This window comes from Amycolatopsis sp. A133, assembly GCF_031082405.1.
Lineage (GTDB): Bacteria > Actinomycetota > Actinomycetes > Mycobacteriales > Pseudonocardiaceae > Amycolatopsis.
Map to the genome: position 1 here is coordinate 291,639 of NZ_JAVHJU010000067.1, position 24,939 is coordinate 316,577.

Sequence of the window (24,939 nt, forward strand, 5' to 3'; positions counted from 1 at the left end):
CGGCAAGCTAAGGAGCAGCCGAGCCGTGTTCACACTGTCATCGTAACTTGCTGGTCAAAGCCGTTCCGAGGGGACCGCCAGTGCGACGAACTGGGTGACTTGGGTCGCTGAGAAGTTGTTGTCGCTGACCAAGATCAAACTGCGCTCGCCGTTCGGCAGCTTCGGCCCCCACGTCATGCCCTCGAGGTTGTCTACTGTGGACAAGCCGAGGTCGGCCGCGTCGAAGAGGAACCGCTTCTTCACCGGCTTGACGTGCTTCGCCTCGGCCAGGGACTTGACGTTCAGGACGTTCGTCGCGCCCTTCGTGTCGATCTCGTAGACGCGGACCTTGTTGCCGACGCCGGTGCTGAACGAGCGCTCCATCATGAGGAACTTCGTCGGGTCGGCCTGGTCGACGGCCAGCATCGAGGAGACACCGGTGGTGGCGAACGCCGTCGACGGCACCGGCGCGGCGAACAGCGGCTCCTGCGGGTAGGCGTACTGGGCCAGGACCGGCCCGAACCGCGACTGCAGGGTGATCCGCGACAGCGCGCCGCTGGTCGTCGTCGCCTCCGGGCCGTCCTGCAGCAGCGGGCCCTCGACCTCGCTGGCCAGCAGCGAGCCGAAGCCGGCGAAGGTGATGCCCTCGAGGACGAGGTTCTGCCGCGGCCCGGCCGTCGGCGTCATCTTCTCGTTCGCGGGGATCGGCAGGTCACGGACGTATTTTCCGTCGCGGCGGGCTTCCCGGATCGACGGGTCGATCAACGTCGTCGCCGTCCGCTCGCCCTCCTGCGACCAGTAGTAGCCGCCGGTCCACGGGTCGACGCGCAGCTCTTCGGGGTCGATCGTCTGCTCGTTCTGCGGTTTCGCCGGGTCGTTCTGCGCGAGCGGCGGGTACGGCGTGCCGTCCGGGCGCAGCAGCGGCTTCGTGCCGGTGAACGTGACCGGGCCGACGCCGTCCGCCGTCACCGGGAAGGTCGCGGTGTAGAAGCGGGCGGGGTTGATCGCCGACCGGTCGTCGCAGATCAGCGCGTAACCGCCGGTGCGCGGGTCGAAGTCGATGCTGGACAGGCCGCCGACCGTCGTGCCCTGGAACGGCAGGGCGTTCGGGACGATCTGCTCGCCGAGCAGCCGGATCGGCCGCTGGTGACTCTCGGTGGCGCTCGCCGGCGTCGCGGCGAGGATTCCCCCGATCAGGGCAGCGGTCAGGACGGTGGGCAGTACACGCGGTGACATGGCCTGTAGCACAGTCGATCAGGGTATCCGGCAGGTTGCCGGGACGTCACGCTTATCCTTGACCTCGTGTTCGCTATCGCGCTGGTTCCGGTCGTGCTGGGTCTGCTCGTCGGCTTTGGTGGGTTCCTCGGTTTCCGTGAGCGCTTGACGCGCGAAGGCGGCACCGGAGTGCGCACCCAGGCGGCATTGCGCAGCGAAGAAGCGTTCAAGCTGGCCAACCGCGTCGCGGGCCTGCCGACCATGGCCGGGGGCGCGATCTCCGTGCTCACCGGGTTGGCCGGGCTCGCCATGCCGACGACCGGTGGCCTGATCGCCGCCGCGTTCGCGGGCGTGCTCGCCATGCTGCTGCTGGTCATGGGCGGTGGCGTGCTCGGCAACCGGGCCGCGCTGACCGTGCCCGCGCCGGCTCCGGCGGCGCCCGCCGGCTGCAGCGGCTGCGCTTGTGGCGCCGGCGGTTGCGGCGTCTTCAAGAAGGAAGACGCCTAATTCCGCTGGAGGTCGCCCGGATGGGTGGCCAGCAGCGCGAGCGGGATGCCCTGGCGGCGCAGGACCTGGCTCCACAGGTCGCCGTCCGGTGAGGCCAGGATGTCGCTCGGCAACGCCGGCACGATGACCCAGTCCTCGCGCTCGATCTCGCCGGCCAGCTGCCCCGAGTCCCAGCCCGCGTAACCGGCGAACACGCGCACGCCGCGGACCTTCGGCACCAGCACCTCGGGGTCGGTGTCCAGGTCGACCAGCGCAACCGGGCCGCGGACCGCGATCACCCCCGGCACGCTCGCCGCCGTCTCGCCGGTGCGCAGCGCGGCCAGGCACAACGCCGTCTTCTTCTCGACCGGCCCGCCGACGAACACCGCCTGCGGCTCGGCGACGTGCCCGCCCCAGCTGGGCAGCACGTCGTGCACGGCGACGTCGCTCGGCCGGTTCAGGACCACGCCGAGCGTGCCCTCCTCGCGGTGATCGATGACGAACACCACGGTCCGGCGGAAGTTGGGATCGACCATCGTGGGGGCGGCGACCAGGAGCGTTCCCGGTTCAACCTCGGCGTCCGCTGGCACGCGACCCATGATCCCACTCTCGGCCCGGCGAATTACTTCGGCTCGGGAACAATCGCCCCACGAGCCTCGTTTGAAACAGTGGTCGGCGCACTCCGTGTCCCCCGGGCTCACTGAAGAACCGCCTTTGTGGAATACCGTCCGGCTGGAGCCACACTGCGCATAGCCGCCGAGAGGCGACCCTAGTGCGTCGGCCACCCAACTCCCTTGACCCGCGCCCTACGACCGGGCCTTACGCTGACTCCGTGACGATCAGCGCCCGGACGGCGACAGAACGAAGAGGGCCGCGGGCACTGCTCAAGGACCCGGCCTTCCGCCGTCTCCTCTTCACCCGCTTCGCCGCCAGCTGGGGCGACGGCGTCTTCCGCGCCGGCCTCGCCGGAGCGGTGCTGTTCAACCCCGAGCGCGCCGCCGACCCGCTGGCCATCGCCGGCGGGTTCGCCGCACTGCTGCTGCCGTACTCGGTCGTCGGGCCGTTCGCCGGAGCCCTGCTGGACCGCTGGGACCGCCGTCGCGTGCTGATCTTCGCGAACCTCCTGCGCGGGCTCGCGATCGCCGCCGCGTCCGCCGCCGTGGGGCTCGGGTTCGGCGGCCTCGGGCTGTTTTCGCTGGCACTGGCCGCGGAGGGGATCTCGCGCTTCATCGGCTCCGGGCTCTCGGCGTCGCTGCCGCACGTCGTGGAAGAAGAGAGCGTCGTGACGGCGAACGCGTTCGCCACGACGCTCGGTTCGGTGGTCGCCGTGGTCGGCGGTGGCTGCGCGATCGGCCTGCGGGCGCTCTTCGGCAGCGGCAACGTCGGCTCGGCGTACACCACGGTGTTCGCCGTCCTCGGCACCCTGGTTTCGGCGTTCATCGCGCGCGGCTTCGTGCGGGGCGTGCTCGGGCCGTCGGTGGTCGACGAGCCGCCGAACCCCGTGCTGGCCGTCGCGCGCGGGCTGGCCGACGGCGCGAAGCACGCGTGGCGCGCGCCGAGCGTCACGGCCGGGTTCGTCGCGCTGTTCGCGCACCGGGCGTCGTTCGGGGTGTCGCTGCTGGTCACCGTCCTGCTGATGCGCAACTACTTCACCGACCACGGCGTCTTCCGCGCCGGGCTGCCCGGCCTCGGGCAGATGGCCGCGCTCGGCGGCGCCGGCCTGCTGCTGGCCGGGCTGCTGACCGCCCGGCTGATCCGCGTTTTCGGGCGGCTGCGGGCGGTGCTCGGCGCGCTGCTGCTCGCCGCGGTGGCCCAGGCCGCGCTGGGGCTGCCGATGGTGCTGCCCCTGGCGCTGTTCGCGGCGTTCGTCATCACCGGGGCCGGTCAGGTGCTCAAGCTGTGCGTCGATTCGTCGATCCAGCTCGACGTCGCCGACGAAGCCCGCGGCCGCGTGTTCGCGCTGTACGACACGCTGTTCAACATCACCCAGGTGGCGGCGGTTTCGCTGGGCGCGCTGTTCGTGCCGGACGACGGCCGCTCGCCGGGCCTGCTCATCGCCGCGACGGTCTGCTACCTGGTCGGCGGAGCGGGATACGTGGTCGCCCGGCGGCGCGTGGTTCGCTGACGCAAACACCCGAACCGGTCACGGTGACTGCTCCATTGGCATTAGGGTGACGGGCAGTCATTAGTAGGTTCGAGGGACACCGGGGGCACCTGTGACCACCGCGGGCGACGACCGTGCACGGCTCGAAGCACGCAATGCCGCGATGAAGGACCAGATGGACACCCTCCTGGAGAACTTCGAGCGGCAGACCGCGCAGCTGCGCGACGCCCAGGCCGCGGCCGCCGAAACCACCGCTCAGGTGAGTTCCCCCGACGGGCTGGTCCGCGCCACCATCGACGCCGGCGGCAGCCTCGCGAAACTCGAATTCGCCCCGAACACCTTCGAGCGCACGACGCCCGCGCAGCTCGCGAACACCGTCCAGTCGCTGGTGCGTCAGGGATCACTGCAGGTCAAGCAGAAGATCGCGGACCTGATGGCGCCGATCACCGAAGGCCTGCCCGACCTCGCCGACCTGGTCGAGGGCGCGCCGTCGCTGGCCGGGCTGGTGCCGCCGATCCCGGACTTCGTCGAGGAAGAGGCTCCGGCGCCGCGGCCCTCGTACGAAGAAGGTGGCTCGATCCTGCGCAACGACGCCGTGCCGCCACCCGTGCCCGCTCCGAAGCCCACCCCCAAGCGCGTCCGCCCGCCGCGTGACGAGGACGAAGAGCCACCGTCGTCCTGGATGACGAGGGGCGACTGATGCCGGACGGGGGTTCCGGGTTCACCGCGGAGCCGGACGCGGTCCTGCGCGCGTCGAACGGCCTGGTGACAGCGGCCGACGGGCTCGACAACGCGGCGAAGGCGCTGCAGGCGGCCCTCGCCGCGCAGGGCGAGTGCTGGGGCGGCGACGACTCCGGCAAGGAGTTCGCCAAGGACTACGTGCCCGGCGCGCAGGGCGCTGTCGACGGTTTCACCAACCTCGTGCAGGGGTTGCGGGGGATGCAGCAGAACGTCGCCAAGTCGATGAAGGCCCTTTCGGGCGCCGACGAAGACGTGACGTCCCAGCTCGGCAAGGGGCAATGACGCTTGGGAATGGAGATGCCCGACGCGGTCAAGTGGCTGCTGCCGATCGTCGTCGGGGAGAGCTGGCCCGAGGGCGACGAGACCAAGCTGCGCGCGCTGCGGGACGCGTGGCACGCGGCGTCTTCGGCGATCGGACCGGTTTCGGAGACGGGCAACCAAGCGGCGTCGGGGATCCGCGACAACTGGACGGGTGACGGCGCCGACGCGTTCGCGGAGCAGTGGAAGAAGTTCGTCGAGGGCGACGAGGCGTACTTCAAGCAGCTGGCCGACGCGACGAAGGCGCTCGGGGATTCGTGCGACCAGACGGCACTGGACGTCGAGTACACGAAGTACATGATCATCATCTCCCTGATCGTGCTGGCGGCCCAGATCGCGGCGATGATCGCGGCGGCGGCGGTGACGTTCGGCGGTTCGACGGCGGGCATCGCGCCGGCCCAGATCGCGACCCGGATGACCGTCCAGATGCTGTTCCGGCAGCTGCTCGAGAAGCTGGCGCAGCAGGGGTTCAAGCAGGTCGCGAAGGAGCTGCTTGAGAAGCTGCTCAAGCAGGGTCTCAAAAAGATCGGCATGGAGGTCCTCAAAAACGAGGCCATCAACCTCGGCATGGACGCGGGCATCCAGGGTCTGCAGATGGCCAAGGGAGATCGTAAGGATTGGGACTGGTCGAAGACGTCGGACGCCGCGATTTCGGGCGCGGTCGGTGGGGTCGTGGGGGCGGCTTCGGGGTCGATCGGACGCGGGGCGACGGAGGGGCTGTCGCACAGTGCCGGTGGCCAGATCGCGGACGCGGCGCTGCGGGCGGGGACGCGGGGGGCCGTTGAGGGGGTGGCCCAGACCGTCGGGCAGGCGGCCGTCACCGGGGATTTGGGGTCGCTGACGCCGGAGCAGCTGCTGATGGGCGCGTCGAGCGGAGCCGTGGGGGGTGCGGTCGGGGGCGCGAAGGAGCAGATGCACTCCGTTCACGAGGCGAATATCCCGGGGGATGCGGGTTCTTCGTCTTCTTCGTCGGAGTCTGGGCGGGAGTCGTCGGGGGAGTCGTCGCGGGAGCCGTCGGCGGAGCCCGAGTCGCGGGCGTCGACTTCGGAGGCTGAGTCGCGGGGTGAATCTTCGTCCGAGGGCGAGGCGCGGGGTGAGTCGTCTTCCGAGGGCGAGTCGCGGAGTGCGGCGTCGTCTGAAGGCGAGTCGCGCGGCGAAGAGCCGCGGCGGGACTCCTCCGCGCCTGAGTCGCGCGGCGAAGAGCCGCGGCAGTCCTCCGAGCCTGAGTCACGCGGTGAAGAGCCGCGGCGCGAGGCGCCCTCCGAACCCGGGTCGCGGCGAGAGCCGTCGTCAGAACCGCGGCACGAAGCATCGTCAGCTCCTGAGTCGCGGAGTGAGGCGTCAGCCCGGCCGGAGCCGCGCGGCGAGGCGCCGTCTCAACCGGAGACGCGGGCGGCCGCCGAACCGCAGCGTGCGGACAGCGCGCCACGGCCGGAACCGCAGTCCGCCGGGCCGCAGCCCGAGCACCGCGCACCCGAGGCGCCGCGGGCGAGCGCCGAGCACACCCAGCAACCGGAACCACCTCGTGCGGCGGCATCGGCGCCGAGCCAGCCGACGGGCGGGCCGGCCCCGTCGCAGGGCGGCTACGGCATGGCCCCACCGCCGGGACCGGGCCCAGAGCCGGGCCGCCAGAGCGGCGGACGCCCCCAGGACAACGTCGGAGCGGCCGGATTCACCGGCGGCCCGAGCCAGCCGTTCGCGGCGGAGGGGGGTGCGGCGCCGTTCCAGAACGGTCCGTCGCCGCAGCAGGCACCGCCCGCGGGCGGATTCCCACCACCGCCGGGCGCAATGCCGAACGCCGGCGGCGGTCCGGGACGCCCCGGTGGCCCGGCCCCCCGCCCGGCCGGCCCGCCCCCGCCGCAGATGCCACCCCGCGGCGGCCAGCCCCCGCACGAGCAGCCGCGACGGGTCCCGCCACCGGACCCCCGCCGCATGCTGCAGGGCGGCCAACCGCCCATGCCGCAGGGTGGGTTGCCGCCGGTACGGCCCGGCCAGCCGCACGCCCCCGGAGCCCCGATCCAGCACGGCGGACAGCCCCACCAGAGCGGACCACCGCCGGTTCACCCGGCTGGGCAACCCCACCAAGCCGGACAGCCCGGTGGACAACCGCACCCGAACGGGCAGTCACCTGTTCAGGCCGGCGGACAGCCACGCCAAGGCGGGCAGCCGCCGGGCACACCAACACACCAGGGCGGCCCAGCACCCGTCCAGCCGGGCGGGCAGCTACCTGTTCAGCCCGGTGGACAACCGCACCCGAACGGGCAGTCACCCGTTCAGGCTGGCGGACAGCCACGTCAAGGTGCGCAGCCGCCGATTCAGCCGGGGTCGCAACAGGGTGGATGGCCTGCTGGCCAGCCACCGGTTCCGCCCGGTGGGCAGGCCCACCAGAACAGGCAGCCCGGTGGGCAGCCGCCGCAGGGTGGGGCGCCGTTTTCGCGCGGGCCGCAACCGCCTGGTCAGCCGCACATGGGCCAGCCGCCGCAGGGTGGGTTGCCGCCGCAAGGTGGATTGCCGCCGCAAAGTGGATTGCCGCCGCAAAGTGGATTGCCGCCGCAAAGTGGATTGCCACCGCAGGGTGGGCAGCCGCCGCAAGGTGGGTTGCCGCCGCAGGATTCGCGGCGGATGCCTCCTCCGGGGCCTCCGCAGGGTGGGCCGCGGCCGCCGGTGGGGGGTGGGCAGCGTCCTGCCGGGTATCCGAACCAGCCTCGTGGGCCGCAGGGACCTGGGCCTCACCCGGGCGGTCGGCCGCCGATGCCGCCGCCTCCGGGTGGTCGGCCGCCGCATGATCCGCGGTTGGGGCCGCCGCGGACGGTGGGGCCCGGTCAGGTTCCGCCGCCGCGGTTCTCGCCTCCGCAGGAGCACCTTCCGCGTGGTCCCGTCGACCAGCCGCGGCCGGTGGATCCGCGGGTTCAGCGTCCCTTCGAGCAACCGGCCCAGGAGCGGCCGGCGCCTGCCGCCGAACAGGGATCCGCTCCGGCACGCCCGGCAGAGCCCGCCGAGCCGGTGGCTGCCCAGCCGACCGGCCAGACGGCACGCACCGAACAGCCGGCACCCGCCGGCGAACCGACAGCCGGGCACGAACGCCCAGCCGAACACGCAACGGGCGAGCCGCCCACGCCTGCCGCTGAATCGGTGGCACGTGAGCAGACACCCGCGACCGAGTCACCCGCGCCCGTCGGCGAGCACGCACCTGCGCCGGAACACCCGGCACCCGAACAGACCGTGCCGGAGCAGCCGGTCGGGGCCGAGCCGCCCACGCCCGCCGGCGAGCACGGGCCTGCCCAAGACCACGCGGCGGCCGAACACGCCGAAGCCTCCACGGGCGAACACGTTCCTGCCCACGACCAGTCTGAGCACGCCGCCCACTCTCATGAAGAGCCCTACCTCTCCGATCCCAGCTTCCACACCGATGATCCCGCCGGCACCCGGCGGATCGAGGACACCTTCATGGACTCCGGGCGGCACAGCCCCGAGTCCGGCGAGTGGCGGCACGAACAAGTCCGGCGCGAAGCGCTCGCCAAGCGCGACGAGTTCCACCCCGGCGTCTCCGATGCCGGCGCGCTCGCCGTGCACGCCTACACCCGGTACGAAATGGTCGGTCCGCTCAACCACGCGCTTCGGATGGGCGGGCCCGAACTGCTCGACCTCGGGCCGCAGGCCGGGGCGCTCGTCTCCGGGCTGAACGAACTTCCGCCGCACGTCGGGACCGTTTCGCGGCGGATCGACTTCCACGGGGATCCTTCGCGGCTGCAAGCCTTCCTCCGGCGGTTCCACGAGGGCGCGCACATCACCGAACCGTCGTTCCTCAGCTCGTCGAAGGTCGACGCGGATCATCCGCGCAGCGCCTTCCCCGGCGAGGTCGAGATGCGGATCCAGTCCAAGACCGGCCGGGACGTCGAAGCGCTCGCCAGCATCGGGCACGAGCGCGAGGTCCTCTTCAAGGCCGGGACGCAGTTCGAGATCACCAGCATCGAGAAGGGCCCCGGGCACCCGGACAACCCGAACCGGCGGCCGGGTGAGCCGCAGTGGATCGTGCACGCCGAGGAGGTTGCTCCCGGGGATCCGCGGCACCTCGGCGAGGCCGATGCCCGGAACGCCATCGAACAGCGGCGGGCCGAGGAGCGCGCCGACGAGGCGCGGTTCCAGCGGGAAGCCGACGCCGAACTCGAGCAGTTCTACGCCGAGCACCCGGAGCTGAGGCCGACCGGCGACCTGTCGAAGCTGACCGCCTTCGACGATCCGGATGCGCCGCCCCCGCCCGTGCGGCGGCCGCCGGCCACCGGGGAGCCCGATGGGGGGTGGGCGCAGCTCGCCGAGCCGCTTCGGCCGGGGGGTGCGCCCGTGCTGCACGCCGGGTCCGTCGAGACGCCGCAGCAGCACGCTCGCCTCGTCCGCGATGCCGTTCCCGAGCTCGGCGCGGTCAACACCCGCAACCACTACAGCGCGGACGCCCTCGAGAACGGCTTCCGGACCAACGCCGCCGAATCGCTGGTCGCCTTCGAACGGCGGATGAACGGCGAAGACGTCGTCGCCGGACCGGCGCGGCAGCAGAGCCTCGCGGACGTCGGCGAGCAGCTCGGCGGGCAGTGGAGCAGCCGGGAGACCTTCGACGGTGTCGCCCGTGACCTCGGTGAACGCCCGGTCGGCGCGCGGACCGCTGTCGCCTTCGAGACGCCCGGTGGGGAGTCTCGGCTGCTTGCCGCCGTGCACACCGAGCACGGGGTCCTGTTCGCCGATCCGGTCACCGGGCGGCTCGCCGAGCTGCCGCACGACGCCATTGGCATCCACACCATGCCGCTCGGCGGCGGCGACGCGCCCCAGCACCACGAAACGCCACAGCACCACGAAACGCCTCAGCCGGCCATCGCCGACCGGCTCAACCCGGTGCCCGAGCGCATCCCGCACGACGAGGGCTACCTCTTCGACGGCGAGCACCGCGGCACCCCGGCCGACCACGAAAGCATCCGCCGCGCGGTCGGCGACGAGGACATCTACCAGCAGATCCACGACCGCGCGCTCGCCCGCCGGGACGCCGCCGGGATGCCGCTGACCGACGAAGGCGCCGTCGCGATCCACGGCTACACCCGCGGCGAGTACGCCTACGACGTCAACGAGGCTCTCCGGCGCGGCCCCGGTCACCCCGGCTTCGACCTCGCGCAGCAGAACGCCCGCGCCATCGTGGACGGCCTCAACCAGGTCGCGCGCGAGTCCGGCGAGAGCGTCCGCGCCTTCGATGTCGGCGGCGACCCGCGGCTGGCCGACCTGGTCGCCCGGCCGTACGAGCCGGGCTCGGTGGTCGTGGAGCCCGCGTTCTCCAGCGCGTCCATCAAGACCGGCGAGTTCTCGACGTCGAAGTTCGGCGACGACGTCGAGCTGCACGTCCGCTCGGACAACCTCCGCGACATCTCGAAGCTCGCCGAGAACCCGGGTGAGCGCGAAACCCTCTCGCCGCCCGGCACGCAGCTGCTGATCCACGAGAAGCGGCTGGAGATCTCGCCCGACGGCCGCCGCAAGTGGGTCATCGTGGCCGAGGAGATCGGTCCCGGTCACCCGCGCTACCTCGAGCCCGAGGCCGCCCAGCAGAAGATGGCCGAGCGCCGTACCGAGAACGACCACAACGCGGCCGAGTTCGAACGGCGCAAGCAGGCCGCGATCACGGAGCGGCTCGGCGGCCTCGGCGGGCCGGAGCACGTGGCCCCGCAGCCGGAACCGCCGTCGGTCCACGACGTGCACGAAGGCCCGGCGGAAACTCCGCCGCCGGTCCCGGACCCGGTGCACGACTACTCGCGGCTGGCCCGGGCGACGAACCCGCCGTCCGAACCCGCCATCCACGCCGGCGGGACGACGCCGTCCGAGCGCGCGGCCTACGTCCAGGACCGGCACCCGCACCTGCGCGACGTCAACCCGGGCTTCCGTGAGCCGGGCGCCTTCGAAAACGGCTACGTGACGAACTGCACGCGCGGCCCCGAGGCCTACCTGGACCGGCAGCGCGGCGGCGACATGACGGCCGAGCCGATCCTGCCGCACGAGATGGGCACCCGCGGCACGCTCGACCACCTCGAGGGCCGGTTCGGGGAGACGTTCTCCGAGCGCGGCAGCTACGACGACGTCATCCGCGAGATGCGGGACAAGCCGCTGGACCACCACGCCGTGGTCGCGGTGAAGTACGAGGGCCCGAACGGGGTCGAGTACGGGCACGTCGCGATGGTCGTGCACACCCGCGAAGGCGTCGCGTTCATCGACCCGCAGTCCGGCGACCTCATGCACCTGCCGCAGCCGCCGACGAGCATCAAGCTGATGCACGTCGGCACGCCGGACGAGGTGCACCTCGGCACCGACCACGGCACCGGCGAGCACGGCGGGTACGGGACAGCGGCGCCGCACGACGCCTTCCTGGCCCGCGACGACGTCGCCGCGGCGCTCGAGGGGCACGCGGACGCCGACTACATCCGCGCCCACCTGCCGGAACACCCCGGCCTGGTGCGGGTGCTGGCCGACCCGGCCAACGACTACCTGACGCGCTCGCTGCTGGACAACCCGAAGACGCTGGCCAGCCTGCTCAAGCATCCCGAGGCGATCCCGATCCTCGAGGACGCGGTCCACGAAGTGAACGAGCGCGGGTACAGCGTGATCGACGACGTGGAGCACCAGGGGGTCGGGCCGTTCGACCCGACGCCGGAACAGGCGGAGGTGTCCGACGGAGTAGCGGCGATCGTCGACGAGACCGAGAGCGCCCTGCGGCTGCACGCGAGTTTCGACCTGAGCCGGGCCGGCGATCCGGAGTACTGCCGGCAATGGGTGGCGGAAGAGCGCGAACGCTGGCCCGAGACCCAGGGCACGCTGAACCGCATCACCGAGCGGATCGCCGGTGAGACCGACGGCCACCCCGGATTCCGGCCGGAGCCGAAGGACGACGTCCGGGCGCTGGCGAAGATCGCGAAGTACGGCTGGGACGGTTCGCGGCTGACCGACCTGGTCGGCGCGAAGATCCAGTTCGAGCGGGTGGCGGACATGTACCGGGCGCTCGACGCGGTTCGCGGCGACCCCGAACTCACGGTCGTCAAGTTCTCGGATCGGCTCGCCGACCCGCAGGACAGCGGTTACCGGGATCTGCAGCTCAACGTCCGGCTGCCGAACGGGCACGTCGCCGAACTGCGGCTGCACCTGACGCACATCGACGAGGTCGCGTCCTACGAGCACGCGCTTTACGAGGTGCGCCGGGATTTCGAGACCTTCAGCAAGAAGGAAGGCCGTGAGGGCTTCCTTTCCCCGGAGGAGGCCGCTCTCGACGCGGCGTTGACCGAGCAGGTCCGAGGCCGTTTCGAGGAAGCGTTCCGGCGGGGACTGACAGCCGAGGAGAGCAGCTGATGGCCGTTCGGACACCCAGGTTCTACAAGTACTACGCCCAGACCTACCGGATCGATTCGACGCCCGGCGGCGGCTTGGCGGGCACCCTCCTCGATCTGCGGACCGGGTTCTTCGTGCCGGACAGCAGCCACATCCGCGAGGTCATGCGAGCCACCACCGACTCGAACATCGACGGTCCCTTCAGCGAAGAGAAGTTCATCCACGAGACCGAGATCGAGCGGAACCACTTCCTCTCCGGCGACGGCCCGATCTTCGCGCTCTACGAGACGATCAACGGCATCGACGACGTCGCCGTCCGCGAAAATCGGCGGCGGACGAAGCAGGAAACCGCGTTGGTCCACGCGCTGCAGAAGCGCACCTTCAAGATGTGGGAAGACGAGGCTGCCCGTCGAGCCGCCGGTGAGCCGCCGTCCTTCACGGTGACGAGCCGGTTCAACGCGGGGCAATGATTCACGTGGAACATCGACTTTCGCCCGATGAGCAGCGCACCCTCCTGGTGCGGCTGGGAAAGCTCGTGCGCGAGCACCGGGCCGACGCCGCCGCGCCCGCCGTCGTCGACTTCCGGCAGGTCGGCAAGCACGCCGAGCTCGCAGGCCACAACACGGCGACGCCGGACGAGCTGACCGACCTCTTCACCGAGCTGCGGGCCGGCATGTACGCCGAAGATCGTGGCACCTGGCTGCAGGCGCGGTTCACGCTGAACCCCGACGGCAGTTTCGACTTCGACTTCGCGCTCGACGACGATCCGGTGTGGACCGAAGCCCCGGAGCCGGCCGCCTACCCGGAGGAACTCGCCACGTTCCCGCGCGCCGACGAGCACATCCCGGACTGGTGGCGGCTGCGCGCGCAGCTGCCGCTGGGCGTGGTGTTCCGGCACGCCGAGGTCGGCGGCCCGGACGTCGAACGGCCGCCGCTGACCGACACCGAGGTGCCGCTCGTGCTGCAGTACCTCGAGCGGGAAGCCGTCGTGCACGAGGAAGACGACGAGCGCTTCCACAGCGACGGCACGTGGATCTGGTCCGAAGCGGTCCCGCTCCTGCTCGCGGAGCACGGCGTGCCGCCGGAGCCGGACCTGGTCGCGCACATCCGCCGCCACCACTTCCAGCCGCCGTACGTCGAGCCGCTGGTCCGCCGGACCGCCGAGGCGGACCTGCTGGGCAAACCGCGGCCGAAGCCGGGCCGCGGCGACGTGAAGAAGACCGCCGGGGACGTCCTCGCCGAGCTGGAGACCACGCCGGATCCGAAGCTGGCCGACGAAGAGCTGCTGATCGTGCTGGTGCAGCGGCTCGGCGAGCACGGGGTGTGGCCGGAGGCGTACCGGGTCGGCGAGCGCGCGGACGGCGCGTGGTGCCTCAACTACACCCCCGACGGCTGGGAAGTCGCCGCGTACGCCGGCGGAAAACCTCGCGAGCCGAAGTACCTCACCCGGCTCGAAGACGCCGCCCAGCAGCTGCTGGGCGCGTTGCTGCTGCACCCCGCCCGGATGACCGCCGGGCACGAAACACCGCTGGAAACCGCGAAAGAGCTCGACGACTGGCCGGTGCACCCGGCGCCGGGTGAGCCTCCCCTCACCCTGCTCCGCAACAAGCGCATCACCAGGCTGGTGGCGGGTACGGTCGTTCTGCGCTTCGGCGAGGAACCCGGCAACCTCGTGCACCACGGGGAGGTACGGTTCGCCACGACGTCGCTGCCGCTCGAACGCGAGCGGGTGCGGCGGAGCTACCGGCTCAGACGCCCTCTGCACGTGATCACCGGCATCACGGTTCCGTGGGCGAACCTGCCGGGTGGCGCGGTGGCCTTCGTGCTGCCGAAGACGATCGCCGAGCACGAGTCCGACGGAAGCCTGGAGAGGATCGAGTAGGTGGAAGCGGCGGAAGCGATTGCCAAGGTCGGCCAGTGGCTGCGCGCGGTGCACGGCCCGGACGTCTCCGGTCCCGCCGGGCTCCGGGTCGACACCGAGAAGGTGCTGCGCATCCCCGAGGGCTGGTCGGTGCCCTACAACACCATCGCGTTCCTCGACGAGGGACGGCCGGAGAAGGAGATCTTCCCGCCGCCGTCGGTCGTCGTCCGCGAGCCGGACGGCGAGCTGCGCCAGGCGCACCCGCACCCCGGTGGGCTGTCGGTGCCGGTGGCGTTCCCCGGCCAGGAGAACTGGCGCGAGGTCGTCGACCCCGAATACGTGAAGGCCGGGCTCGGTGAGCTGGGCGTGCCGCTGCAGGCCGTCGCGGGCTGGGTGAAGGTCGACGCCGAGGGCAACCAGACCGGCGAAGAGCGCGAAAACCCCGAGTACAAGGCCGGCCCGATCCGCCGCGGTTACCCGAAGCCGGAGAACACGCTGGAGACGCTGCTGTCCTTCGGCAGCGTCGGCTGGCTGACCCGGGAGCTGCTGCTCATCGGGCTGATCCGGTGCGAGGTGTACGTCCCGCTCGACCTGGAGACCGGCAAGACCGACCGGTTCTACTTCGCCGAGGAACGCAACGAGCTCAAGGTGTTCAGCTCGACCCGGCACCTGCCCTCGCGCGAGCACGGCTGGTGGAAGGTCGACGTGGCGACGCTGGCCGAGTTCGAGCACCCGCCGAACCTGGTGATCAACGGCGGCCCGACGACCATCGAGGACGTCTCCAGCGGCGAGCTCGCGGAGATCGTCAAGCGGTTCCCGCGGCACGAGCCGCGCATCGACGTGCACGGCCGCTGCCCGGAGGCGGAGGAGGACCTGATCCGGGTCGCCGCCGAAACCGCGGCCCGGATGGGTCTGCCGGACCCGGTGAAGCCGCCGCTCGCGGCGGCCGAGAAGGCCCGGCGGCGGGGTTTCGAGCTGACGGCCGAGGAGTGCGCGAAGACCGTGCTCGGCGAGTCGTGGCTGAAGCGGCTGCAAATGCCGGAGCCGCCGCGCAGCAAGCCCAACGACCTGCGCGCGAACGGGCTGGCCCCGGCGTACGACAACACCGGCCGCACGGTCCCGCGGCTCGACACGTTCGGCAAGTACTTCGAGCAGGACCTCGACGGCTTCCGCTACGGCTGGCAGCGCGTCACGGGCGCGTACGTCGGCTTCGCGCTCGGCGAGGCCCTCGGCGCGGCCGTCGACCGGATGATGCTGCACGACATCCACGCGAAGTTCGGCATCGAGGGCGTCACCGATCTGGTCCCGGCGTTCGACCAGCCCGGCCGGATCGGTTCGCTGACGCAGCGGCTGCTCTTCTACACCGAGGCCGTGATCCGCAGCCCGCACCGCGAGCAGCCGGAATCCCGCGAGGCCGAGCAGCTCTTCCCCGACGTCGTCCGCGGGGCGCTGCAGCGCTGGCTGCGGACCCAGGGCGCCCCGATGGACGCGCCGGACGGCTGGCTCGTGCAGGTCCCGGACCTGCACGCCCGGCGCGACGCCGACGACGCCGAGCTCAACGCCTACCACCAGCTCGCCACCGGGGTCTCCGGCGCGCCGCCGATGATCGGCCCGGCCGCGCTGATCCCGGCGTTGCCGGCCGCGCTGACCATGGCCGGGCCCGGCAGCGGGTTCAGCGGCGGTGCGCGGCAGGCGGTGCGCGAGCTGGCCGGCGTCACGCACCCCGACGAGTCCGACCTGGCCGCCGCGACCTACCTGACCTGGCTGTACGAGCACGCGCTGACCAAGGACCCGTTCAGCTTCCCGATCTGGAACACCAGCCGTGAGGTGCTCAACCCGGACAACCAGTTCCAGCAGGGCCCGGAGTGGACGGCGATCGCGGAAACGGTCGCCGAGTCGGTGCCGTTCTTCGGCGAGCACGGGCTGCCCGACCTGCGGATGCCGGAACTGATCGGCGACGGCAAGACGACGCTGTCGGTGCTCGGACGCGCCTTCGCCGCGTTGTCGGGCTTCGAGAACTACCCGGAGCAGGCGCTGCTTCGCGCCGTCAACCACTCCGGCCGCAGTGCGCTCACCGGGGCGATCGCCGGTGCCTTGCTCGGCGCGCGCACCGGGATCCCCGGGCTGCCGCAGAAGTGGGTCGACCAGCTGGAACTGCGGTACCTGGTCGAGAACGTCGCTTCGGACGCCTACTGGCACTTCGACCGGCATTCGGCGCTGAGCGCGCTCGGCGACGCGTGGATCGAGCGGTACCCGCGGCATTAGCGCGAGGATGGGGAGAATGGAAGAACAGGAAGCCGTCGCGCGCGTGCGGGAGTGGTTGCGCACGCGTCCCGGCGGCGACCGGCTGCGGATCCGGCCGGAGTTCACCGCGCGTCGCCCGGACGGCTGGAGCTTCTCGGTCAACGCGGCCGGTTACCTGGACGGCACGGACGTCGGCGCGGGGTTGTTCCCCGGCCCGGTGGTGGTCGTGCCCGACGACGGCGGCGAAATCACGCTCGACCAGGCGGCGATGGCGGGCCGGCCCGCCGTGGACGAGTGGCGGCCGGACGTCGACCCCGAGTTCGACGAGAAGGCGTTCCCCGAGCTGGACCTGCCGGTGCGGGCCGTCCGCGGCTGGACCCGGGCGGACGGCGAGTACCGGGTCAACGAGCAGTACACCCCCGGCCCGGTCTGGCGCGGGTTCCCGGTGCCCACGACCGACACCGAGAAGCTGCTGAACTACCTGAGCGTGAACTGGATCAGCCGCGCCGAGTTCGTCCGGGCGCTGCTGGACTGCGAGGTGCTGGTGCCGCTGCTGGACGGCGAGCCGCTGCTGCGGCCGGTCCCCGGCACGGGCGGACGCGAGGTCATCGCGTACAGCTCGTCGGCGAAGGTGCCCGGGCGGTACCCCCGCCGCCGGCGCGTGCGGGTCCGGGACCTGCCGCCGTCCGGGCTGACCCTCGACCCCGGCACCGGGCTGGTCCGCAGCCTCACGGCCGCCGAATCGGGCACGACCGGCGAAGGCCGGCCCGTCGTGGAAGAGCCGGCGCCGGAAGCCGGGCCCGAGGTCGCGGCGGCACTGCCCGCGCTGGTCGCGGAGTTCGGCGTCGAGCCGCCCGACCTGCTGGAACGGCACTTGCGGTACGCGCTGGACCACGCTCGCGACCACCACTTCGAGCTGACGCCCGACGAGTGCCTCCGGTACTTGCGCGGGTTCGCCCGGCAGTACCGCAACGGCGTCCGCCGCCGGGCCGGCCAGGAGCCGGAATGGCCCGCCGACCTGGCCGCGAACGGCTTGATCGCGCACGTCGGCGAAGACGCGCGCCCGCGGCCGGTGCCGTGGACGTTCGGGAAGTTCTCCGCCTTCGGGACGCCGGCCGACCGCTTCGCGTGGCACCGGATCGTCGGCGCGTACGTCGGTTTTGCGATCGGTGACGCGCTGGGTGGCGGCGCCGACCCGGCGGGCCCGCTGCCGATGGGCGGCCTGACGCGGCACCTGCTGTTCCACACCGACATCGTGCTGCGCGGCCTGCCGCCGGTGCCGACCGGCGAAGTCCCGGCGACCCTGCCCGAGCCGGACCCGGTGGGCTGGCTCGCCGTCGCGACCCGGCACGCGGGCCCCGCGCCCGCCGAGTTCTCCGCGCTGCTGGCCACGGCTTTGGCCGCAACGCCGGCCGGCGCGGTGGCGCTGGCGGACGTCGACGGCGAGCAGTACGCGAAGGACGTCGCCCGCGAGCTGACCGGCAGCGCGGCCGGAGCCGAGGTCACCGAGGGCGTCGAGCTGCTGATTTCCCTGTTCCAGGCCCTGCTGACGCGGGAGGCGTTCGCGCTGCCGGTGCACATCCGCCTGCACGAGGTGGGTGGCGACCTGGCGGCGTCGACGCTGGCGCTGCGGGCGGACCGCGACGCCGACGACGTCACCCAGCTGGAGAGCATCGGCGACGGCCGGAGCGTCCGGTCGGTGCTCGGGCGCGCGTTGTTCGCCGCGGCCAAGCGCGGCTACGACCCGGAAGCCGCGATCAGGCTCGCCGCCCGGTCCGGGCCGGTGGCGGGCGCGATCGCCGGCGCGCTGGTCGGTGCCCGGGTCGGTGTGCCCGGGCTGCCGTGGGTGGCGTCGCTGCCCGACCTCGGCCTGCTCGACGACGTCGCGAGCGACGTCTTCTGGTACTTCAACCGCAACGGCCTCCAGACGGAGACCGCCGAACACGCACGCTGGGAGCGCCGGTACCCGAGCGGCCGGTTCACCCCGGAACCGAAGGGACCCGGCTTGCGATCACGACTGCGCGGCAGCCTGCTCGCCGGCGCGATCGGCGACGCGCTGGGCGCGAAGACCGAGTTCGACTCGATCGACCGGATCCGCGAGATCGCCGGGCCGGACGGCATCACCGACTTCATCCCCGCGTACGGCGGCGCCGGCCGGATCACCGACGACACGCAGATGACGCTCTTCACGCTCGAAGCGCTGATCCGGGCGCACGCCCAGCAGCGGAAGACGGGGTCCGCGGACGTCGTCCACTCGCTGCAGATGGCCTACCAGCGCTGGCTGCACACCCAGGGCGTCACGTGGGACCGGGCGCGTGGACCGCAGTCGGCCGTCGAAGCGGCCGACGGCTGGCTGATCAGCCACCAAGAGCTGTTCAGCCGCCGCGCGCCGGGGCTGACCTGCTTCGGCGAGCTGGAGGCGTACGGCCGCTCGGGCGTCCGGGGCACCGTCGACCGGCCGGTGAACAACTCGAAGGGCTGCGGCGGCGTGATGCGCGCGGCGCCGATCGCGCTGTGGTCGGACGACCTCGCCGAGGTGTTCCGGCTCGGGGCCGAGAGCGCGGCGCTGACCCACGGTCACCCGAGCGGGTACTTGTCGTCGGGCTGCTTCGCGGTGATCGTGCACGAGCTGCTGCACGGAAAGCCGCTGCCCGCCGCGGTCGCGACCGCGCGGGCCGAGCTCGTGAAGCACCCCGCGCACGAAGAACAGAGCGCGGCGCTCGACGCGGCTCTGGCGCTGGCGGAGCAGGGGCCGCCGACGCCGGAGAAGCTGGAGTCGCTGGGGCAGGGCAACGTCGGGGAGACCGCGTTGTCGATGTCGGTGTACGTCGCACTGGCCACCACGGACGCCGACTCGGCGTTGCTCGCGGCGGTCAACCACAGCGGCGACAGCGACTCGACCGGTTCGGTCTGCGGCAACCTCGTCGGCGCGATGTACGGCGAGGAAGCGCTGCGGAAAAGCTGGCTGGACCGGCTGGAACTCCGCGAAGTCATCGCCGGCCTGGCGGACGACGCGCTCACCGAGTTCGGCCCGGGTGCGCCGGACGACGACCGGTGGTTCGCTCGGTACCCGGTCGACTAGGTTTCTTGGGGTTACTGGGGACGGGGAGGACAAACGTGCGTTACCGGGTTGAGGTGGCCGAACGCCCGGACGGCCTGTACGCGACGTGGGGTGAGGGGACCTTCCGCGCGCAACGGTCGACCACGGACGGCACCGTGCTGCTTTCGGTGCTGCCGGAGGAAGAGGCGCCGGAGGGCTTCGACAAGGAGTTCGACGGCCGCCCGGCGCGGGTGGTGCCGTCGAGCGAGGTGCCGTCGACGTTCACGCTGCGGACCTTCGCCGAATACGACGGCGAGGTCTTCGAGGTCGCGCCGGGCGCGCGGCCGGAACTGACGCTGCGCTGGGTCCACGACGACGCCGCCCGCGCGGCGCAGCTGGGCCTGACCGACTTCTCGGTCACCGTGCCGGCCAAGCAGGTCACGGCGCTGTGGCAGACGCGGCTGGACTTCACCGAGACGCCCGAAGCGCGGCCGCAGCCGGGCACCGGCGACCAGAACGCGCTGCTGCGCGCCATCGGCCGGACGCTGCTGCACACCGTGCCCGGCGGCTGGGCACGGGTCGGCGCGCAGTTCCGGCAGGTCGGCGACTACGCCGAGATCGAGGTTCGCGCGGTCGGCGACGAGGACGGCCCGGTGTCGGTGTCGCTGCCCGCGGTGCCCCGGCTCGGCGGGCTCTTCGCGCGGTTGCGGGCGGCGATGTACCAGGCCGAGGCCGGGACGTGGTTCCAGGGCACGTTCACCCTCGACGCGCAGTCGCAGTTCGACTTCGACTTCGACGCCGACCGCGAGCCGGACTGGCGGGTGCCGCCCAACGACGGCGGCCGCCCAACGACCGCCGCCTACGAGCTGGAGCTGGCGACCTACCCGCGGACGCCGAAGCACCTGCCGTCGTGGCTGACGGCGAAGGCGGGGCTGCCGCTGGACGTCGTGTTCCGGCACGCGCGAGTCACCGATTCGCACGTCGAGGGCGAGCGCCCGGTGGTCAACCGGCCGCCGGTGCCGCCGGACCAGGTCCGCGGCCTGCTCGACTACCTGTTCCGGGCGCCGGTGGCCCTGCACCGGCCCGCGCCGCTGCCGGACATCTTCGGCGCGCCGGGGGCGAAGCCGGACGTGCCGAACGCGTTCCACACCGACGGCACCTGGATCTGGCCCGCCGCCGTCCCGCACTACCTGCGCAAGTACGGGGTGCCGCCGGAGCCGGAGCTGGTCGAGCACGCGCGCGCAGCGGGATTTCGCCCGCCGTTCGTCGGTGAGCTCGTCCGCGCGACAGCGGAGGCGGAGGTCGTCGGGCAGCCGCGGCCGCCGCAGACGACCGCCGATCTGCCGGACGAGCGCGCGCTCACCCGCGTCGCCCGCGGCGAGCAGGTGCGGGACCTGCGCGGCGCCGAGACGCTGGAGCTGCTCCAGCAGCGGCTCGCCGAGCACGGCGTGCCGGCGGCGGCCTACCGGATCGGCGCCAACGAGGTGCCGACCGAAGGCGTCTGGACGCTGCGCCGCGCCGAGAACGGCTGGGAGGTTTTGCGCCCGCCGTCCGACGAGCCGGTGGCGTTCGGCTCGCTCGGCGACGCGGCCCGGTTCCTGCTCGGCGTGCTGCTGATGCTGCCGCCGCGGCCGGCGGAGGAGTCCGACCAGCCCGCCGACTGGCCGATCCTGCCGATGCGCGGCGAACCGCCGTTGAACTTCTACCGCGGCAAGCGCCTGATCACGCTCGCGCCGGGAACGACGGTCGTCCGGTTCGGCAACGAGACCGGCAACCTGGTGCACGCCGGTGGCTCCCGGTTCGTCGAGACGGCGCTGGCGTTCGAACGCGAACGCGAGAAGCGGCTGTACCGGGTGCAGCGCGCGGTGCGGGTACTGACCGGCGTGGCGGCGCCGTGGGGCGGGCTGCCGGGCGGCGCGGTCGCCTACCTGCTGCCCCGGCCGCTCGCCCAGCACCTCGAGACGGGCTCGCTCAGCAGGCAGTGATCAGGACGGCGGGCGACCACCAGTAGTCGGCGAGCGGTTCGACGGCGACCTCGGTGAAGCCCGCCGTCTTCAGCTGCTCGGCCCAGACCGACGCCGGGTGCTCCCAGTTCGTCCGCTGCTGCCCGGAGACGATCCCGAGCAGCACCGGCAGCAGGAAGCCCTGCGCGACCAGCGAGGCGTCTTCGCCGTATTCGGCCACGCCACGCTCGTAGCGCTCCACGAGCGAGCGAAGGTGCTCCGGCGAACCTTCGTCGAACTCCGGGACGTCGAACTCGGCGAGCACCAGCGTCCGGGTGCGCGGCTGCAGCGCGCGCAGCACCTCCGCGCGCTGCTCCGGCTCGATGGACTGCAGCGCGAACGTCGACTGGACGAAGTCCCAGCCGAGGTCGTCGCGGGCCAGGAAGTCCTGGGCGGTCGACTGCCAGCACTGGGCCGACGGCACCCGCTCGTGGACGCCTTCGAGCAGCGCGGCCGACGGTTCGACCAGGTCGATCCGCGGCGGGAGGTGCGCCGCCTGCTCGAGCGCGGGCACCACGGCGAGGCCGTCACCACAGCCCAGGTCGAGGAGTGATTCCGGCTTGCCGGCGTCGTACCGGGCAGCCAGCTCGGCGCTCAGCGCCCGGTACAGCTCGACGTTGCCGCCGCCGCGGATGAACGCCGTGAACGCGCTCGGCTGGTCGTACACCGGCGCCGAGCCGTCGCCGGCCAGGTAGGCCCGCAGTTCGTCCGCCAGCGTGGAGCCGGCGAGCCCGGCCTGGGCGGTGAGTTCGGCGGCCTGGTCGCGGTCACCGGAGCGGTAGGCGGCGAGAGCGTCGGCGAGCAGCTCGATCGAGGTCATGGTCAGGGCATATCAGAACGGGACCCACAACGTCACTCGCGTGCCGCCCCCGGCGAGTCCCGACTCGACCAGCGACGTCCCGCCGACCTCGGCCAGCCGCGCGGTGATCGACTCGCTGATGCCGAACCCGGCGGGCCGCTCGGCCTGGTCGAAACCGCTGCCGTGGTCGCGGGTGATCACCGCGATCCCGCCGTCGCGCTCCTCGACGCGGACCACGACCCGGTCGGTGCCGGAGTGCTTCATCGTGTTCCGCATGGCCTCGCGGACGGCGTCGCGGATGGCGATCTGCCGGACCTCCGACAGCGTGTCGTCGTCCAGCTCGGCCACCACGAGCTGGGCGCGCAGCCCGTCGCGGGCCATTTCGGCGGCGAGCGCGGCGAGTTTCTCGCCCAGCGGCCGCGCGCCGGCCTCGGCCCGGTCGGAGGCCGCCGACTCGATCGTGTGCCGGATCTCCATCGCCTGCGCCCGCGCCAGCCGCTGGATCTCCACCAGGCGTTCCTCGGCGTTCGCGGTGCCGGACAGCGCCATCGCCTCCAGCGTCTGCAGCACGGTGTCGTGCAGCATCCGGTGCTGCTGGGCGCGCTCGGCGAGCCGTCCGTTGCGGGTGCCGTAGGCCAGGGCCAGGCGGGTGCCGAGCCCGGTCAGCACCAGCGCGGCGGTGGCCAGGAACAGCTCCGCGAGCAGCGCGGAGTACGTCGAGAAAGCGGCCGGGACCTGGAACCGGCCGCTGTTCAGCCAGTTCGCCAGCATCCGCAGCGGGAAGCTGAGCAGCCCGAACACCACGCCGCTCGGGAGGCCCAGCGCGAGCGTCAGCAGCCCGGCCTCACCGAACAGGTGGATGCTGCTGACCGCCAGCGCGTCGAAATACGCCGGTGCAGGCACCGTCAGCGCCAGGACCAGCGGCGAAAGCACCGTGAAGGCCAGGTCGACGGCCAGCAGCTTCCCGGCGTTGCGGCCGCGGAACGGCGCCGAGCGGAACATCCAGCGGAGGCCGGCGACGTTCAGCGCGACCGACAGCAGGGTGAACACCCCGACCGGCAGCAGCCCGGTCGCGCCGTGCTGCAGGACGTACACGCCGAACTGGCCCGGCACCGCGAGCAGCCGGTAGGCCAGCGGGATGAGCACGACGTACCGGGTCGCGCGCAGCAGCAGGCCGTCGCGCTCGGTCGGGTCGATCGGGCCCGACATCCGCGAGATGCGCCGCAGCGCGTGCATCGGCGCCGGGTCGGCGATCTCGTCGGGCAGCTCACTCGTGGCGGTGGCGATCGCGGGGGCGCCGCGCCGCAGCAGCGCGACCAGGAAGCTGCCCCCGCCCGCCACGGCTCAGTCGTCCCCGACGCCGTTTTCCGCGGCCCACTTCTTCAGCTCGGCGACGGCTTCGTCGTGCTCCAGCGGGCCGCGGTCCAGGCGCAGCTCCTTGAGGAACTTCCACGCCTTGCCGACGTCCGGACCCGGCTTCAGGCCGAGCAGCTCCATGATCTGCTCGCCGTTGAGGTCCGGCCGCACGCGGTCGAGGTCCTCCTTGGCCTTCAGCGCGGCGATCCGGGCCTCGAGGTCGTCGTAGGTCGCCTGCAGGGCAGCCGCCTTCCGGCGGTTGCGCGTGGTGCAGTCGGCGCGGACCAGCTTGTGCAGCCGGGTCAGCAGGGGGCCGGCGTCGGTGACGTACCGGCGGACCGCCGAGTCCGTCCACTCACCCTTGCCGTAGCCGTGGAACCGCAGGTGGAGGAATACGAGCTGGGAGACGTCGTCGACAATCTCCTTCGAGAACTTCAGCGCCCGCAAACGTTTGCGGGCCATCCGCGCGCCGACCACCTCGTGGTGGTGGAAGCTGACGCCGCCGCCCTCCTGGAACTCCCGGGTCGCCGGCTTCCCGACGTCGTGCAGCAGCGCCGCCAGCCGGAGGATCAGATCGGGCCCGGACGTGGGCTCGTGCGAGGTCTCCAGGTCGATCGCCTGGGCCAGCACGGTCAAGGAGTGCTGGTAGACGTCCTTGTGCTGGTGGTGCTCGTCGATCGCCAGCCGCATCCCGGGCACCTCGGGCACCACCCGGTCGGCCAGCCCGCTGTCGACCAGCAGCTCCAGCCCCGGCTGGGGGTCGGGCGCCAGCAGCAGCTTCGACAGCTCGGCCTGCACCCGCTCGGCGGTGATCCGGTCGATCTCCGCCGCCATCGACGTCATCGCGTCGATCACCCGCGGCGCCGCGGTGAAGCCCAGCTGCGCGGCGAAGCGGGCGGCGCGCAGCATCCGCAGCGGGTCGTCGGCGAACGACTCCTGCGGCGTCGCCGGCGTGTCCAGGACCTTCTCCCGGAGCGCGCTCAGCCCGTCGTGCGGGTCGATGAACGTCTTGGACGCCAGCTCCACGGCCATCGCGTTGACCGTGAAGTCGCGGCGCAGCAGGTCACCCTCGATGCTGTCGCCGAAGGTGACCTCGGGGTTGCGGCCGACGCGGTCGTAGCTGTCGGCGCGGAACGTCGTGATCTCGAGCTGCATGCCCTTCTTCGTCACCCCGACCGTGCCGAAGGCGATCCCGACGTCCCAGACCGCGTCGCCCCAGCCGCTGACGATCTTCAGCACCCGGTCGGGCCGCGCGTCGGTGGTGAAGTCGAGGTCGCCGGATTGCCGCCCGAGCAGCGCGTCGCGCACGCTGCCGCCCACGAGGTACAGGCGGTGACCCGCACTGGCGAACCTTTCCGCCAGCTCCTCCGCCAGGGGAGAGACCTCCATCAGCCCCACCACCTGCTTGTCGACCACGTCGTTCACAAAAATCCCACTACGTTCCAG

Annotated in this window: 15 protein-coding genes; 10 read left to right on the forward strand and 5 right to left on the reverse strand. The window is 72.3% G+C overall.

The genetic code is table 11. The annotated features are described in order from the left end of the window. Positions 1-54 precede the first annotated feature (54 nt). Positions 55-1,215, reverse strand: coding sequence for an esterase-like activity of phytase family protein (locus Q5425_RS40440; RefSeq protein ID WP_308677704.1), 1,161 nt, complete (start codon positions 1,213-1,215; stop codon positions 55-57). A gap of 66 nt (positions 1,216-1,281) precedes the next feature. Here Q5425_RS40440 and Q5425_RS40445 point away from each other — a divergent pair, with 66 nt between their 5' ends. After that, complete coding sequence (locus Q5425_RS40445; RefSeq protein ID WP_308677705.1) at positions 1,282-1,701, forward strand: SdpI family protein; 420 nt, start codon at positions 1,282-1,284, stop codon at positions 1,699-1,701. Here the strand turns inward: Q5425_RS40445 and Q5425_RS40450 are convergent. After that, positions 1,698-2,279 carry a YqgE/AlgH family protein gene (locus Q5425_RS40450; protein WP_308677706.1) on the reverse strand — a complete coding sequence of 194 codons (582 nt, stop codon included), beginning with the start codon at positions 2,277-2,279 and terminating at the stop codon, positions 1,698-1,700. The genes Q5425_RS40445 and Q5425_RS40450 overlap by 4 nt on opposite strands. A gap of 233 nt (positions 2,280-2,512) precedes the next feature. On the opposite strand from Q5425_RS40450, the gene Q5425_RS40455 reads away from it, so the two are divergent. From Q5425_RS40455 to Q5425_RS40495, 9 genes are all read left to right on the forward strand, one after another. After that, positions 2,513-3,805: an MFS transporter gene (locus Q5425_RS40455; RefSeq protein WP_308677707.1), complete on the forward strand. Its 1,293-nt coding sequence runs from the start codon at positions 2,513-2,515 to the stop codon at positions 3,803-3,805. 142 nt (positions 3,806-3,947) lie between these two features. Continuing rightward, entirely contained in the window at positions 3,948-4,484 is a 537-nt protein-coding gene (locus tag Q5425_RS40460) for a YbaB/EbfC family nucleoid-associated protein (RefSeq protein ID WP_308677708.1), read from the forward strand. Next, positions 4,484-4,807 (forward strand): WXG100 family type VII secretion target, encoded by a 324-nt coding sequence (locus Q5425_RS40465; protein ID WP_308677709.1) that lies wholly within the window; start codon positions 4,484-4,486, stop codon positions 4,805-4,807. Before Q5425_RS40460 ends, Q5425_RS40465 begins: the two co-directional genes overlap by 1 nt. A 9-nt stretch (positions 4,808-4,816) precedes the next feature. Next, a complete protein-coding gene (locus tag Q5425_RS45955; protein ID WP_396135359.1) occupies positions 4,817-12,211 on the forward strand; it encodes a toxin glutamine deamidase domain-containing protein in 7,395 nt (2,464 codons plus the stop codon). After that, the gene (locus tag Q5425_RS40475) at positions 12,211-12,660 is read left to right on the forward strand and encodes a hypothetical protein (protein ID WP_308677711.1); all 450 of its coding nucleotides are present in this window, start codon (positions 12,211-12,213) and stop codon (positions 12,658-12,660) included. The genes Q5425_RS45955 and Q5425_RS40475 overlap by 1 nt, the downstream gene beginning before the upstream one ends. Continuing rightward, complete coding sequence (locus Q5425_RS40480; RefSeq protein ID WP_308677712.1) at positions 12,657-14,072, forward strand: TNT domain-containing protein; 1,416 nt, start codon at positions 12,657-12,659, stop codon at positions 14,070-14,072. Before Q5425_RS40475 ends, Q5425_RS40480 begins: the two co-directional genes overlap by 4 nt. Beyond that, entirely contained in the window at positions 14,073-16,316 is a 2,244-nt protein-coding gene (locus tag Q5425_RS40485) for an ADP-ribosylglycohydrolase family protein (protein WP_308677713.1), read from the forward strand. It begins immediately after the preceding gene. 16 nt (positions 16,317-16,332) lie between these two features. Next, on the forward strand, positions 16,333-19,377 hold the full coding sequence (locus tag Q5425_RS40490; RefSeq protein WP_308677714.1) for an ADP-ribosylglycohydrolase family protein: 3,045 nt from the start codon (positions 16,333-16,335) through the stop codon (positions 19,375-19,377). 35 nt (positions 19,378-19,412) lie between these two features. Further along, the gene (locus tag Q5425_RS40495) at positions 19,413-21,320 is read left to right on the forward strand and encodes a TNT domain-containing protein (protein ID WP_308677715.1); all 1,908 of its coding nucleotides are present in this window, start codon (positions 19,413-19,415) and stop codon (positions 21,318-21,320) included. Here the strand turns inward: Q5425_RS40495 and Q5425_RS40500 are convergent. From Q5425_RS40500 to Q5425_RS40510, 3 genes are read right to left on the reverse strand one after another with little or no spacing between them, the layout of a single operon-like run. Next, positions 21,307-22,158 carry a class I SAM-dependent methyltransferase gene (locus Q5425_RS40500; protein ID WP_308677716.1) on the reverse strand — a complete coding sequence of 284 codons (852 nt, stop codon included), beginning with the start codon at positions 22,156-22,158 and terminating at the stop codon, positions 21,307-21,309. The two genes, Q5425_RS40495 and Q5425_RS40500, sit on opposite strands and share 14 nt — an antisense overlap. 12 nt (positions 22,159-22,170) lie before the next feature. Then, entirely contained in the window at positions 22,171-23,478 is a 1,308-nt protein-coding gene (locus tag Q5425_RS40505) for an ATP-binding protein (RefSeq protein WP_308677717.1), read from the reverse strand. A 3-nt stretch (positions 23,479-23,481) separates the two neighbouring features. Next, the gene (locus Q5425_RS40510; protein ID WP_308677718.1) at positions 23,482-24,918 is read right to left on the reverse strand and encodes a CCA tRNA nucleotidyltransferase; all 1,437 of its coding nucleotides are present in this window, start codon (positions 24,916-24,918) and stop codon (positions 23,482-23,484) included. Positions 24,919-24,939: the final 21 nt, after the last annotated feature.

Excerpts from the sequence above, each read along its gene's own strand:
- Q5425_RS40440 (WP_308677704.1), bottom strand. The coding sequence starts at position 1,215 with ATGTCACCGCGTGTACTGCCCACCGTCCTGACCGCTGCCCTGATCGGG.
- Q5425_RS40450 (WP_308677706.1), bottom strand. The coding sequence starts at position 2,279 with ATGGGTCGCGTGCCAGCGGACGCCGAGGTTGAACCGGGAACGCTCCTG.
- Q5425_RS40460 (WP_308677708.1), top strand. The coding sequence starts at position 3,948 with ATGAAGGACCAGATGGACACCCTCCTGGAGAACTTCGAGCGGCAGACC.
- Q5425_RS40465 (WP_308677709.1), top strand. The coding sequence starts at position 4,484 with ATGCCGGACGGGGGTTCCGGGTTCACCGCGGAGCCGGACGCGGTCCTG.
- Q5425_RS45955 (WP_396135359.1), top strand. The coding sequence starts at position 4,817 with ATGGAGATGCCCGACGCGGTCAAGTGGCTGCTGCCGATCGTCGTCGGG.
- Q5425_RS40475 (WP_308677711.1), top strand. The coding sequence starts at position 12,211 with ATGGCCGTTCGGACACCCAGGTTCTACAAGTACTACGCCCAGACCTAC.
- Q5425_RS40480 (WP_308677712.1), top strand. The coding sequence starts at position 12,657 with ATGATTCACGTGGAACATCGACTTTCGCCCGATGAGCAGCGCACCCTC.
- Q5425_RS40490 (WP_308677714.1), top strand. The coding sequence starts at position 16,333 with ATGGAAGAACAGGAAGCCGTCGCGCGCGTGCGGGAGTGGTTGCGCACG.
- Q5425_RS40500 (WP_308677716.1), bottom strand. The coding sequence starts at position 22,158 with ATGACCTCGATCGAGCTGCTCGCCGACGCTCTCGCCGCCTACCGCTCC.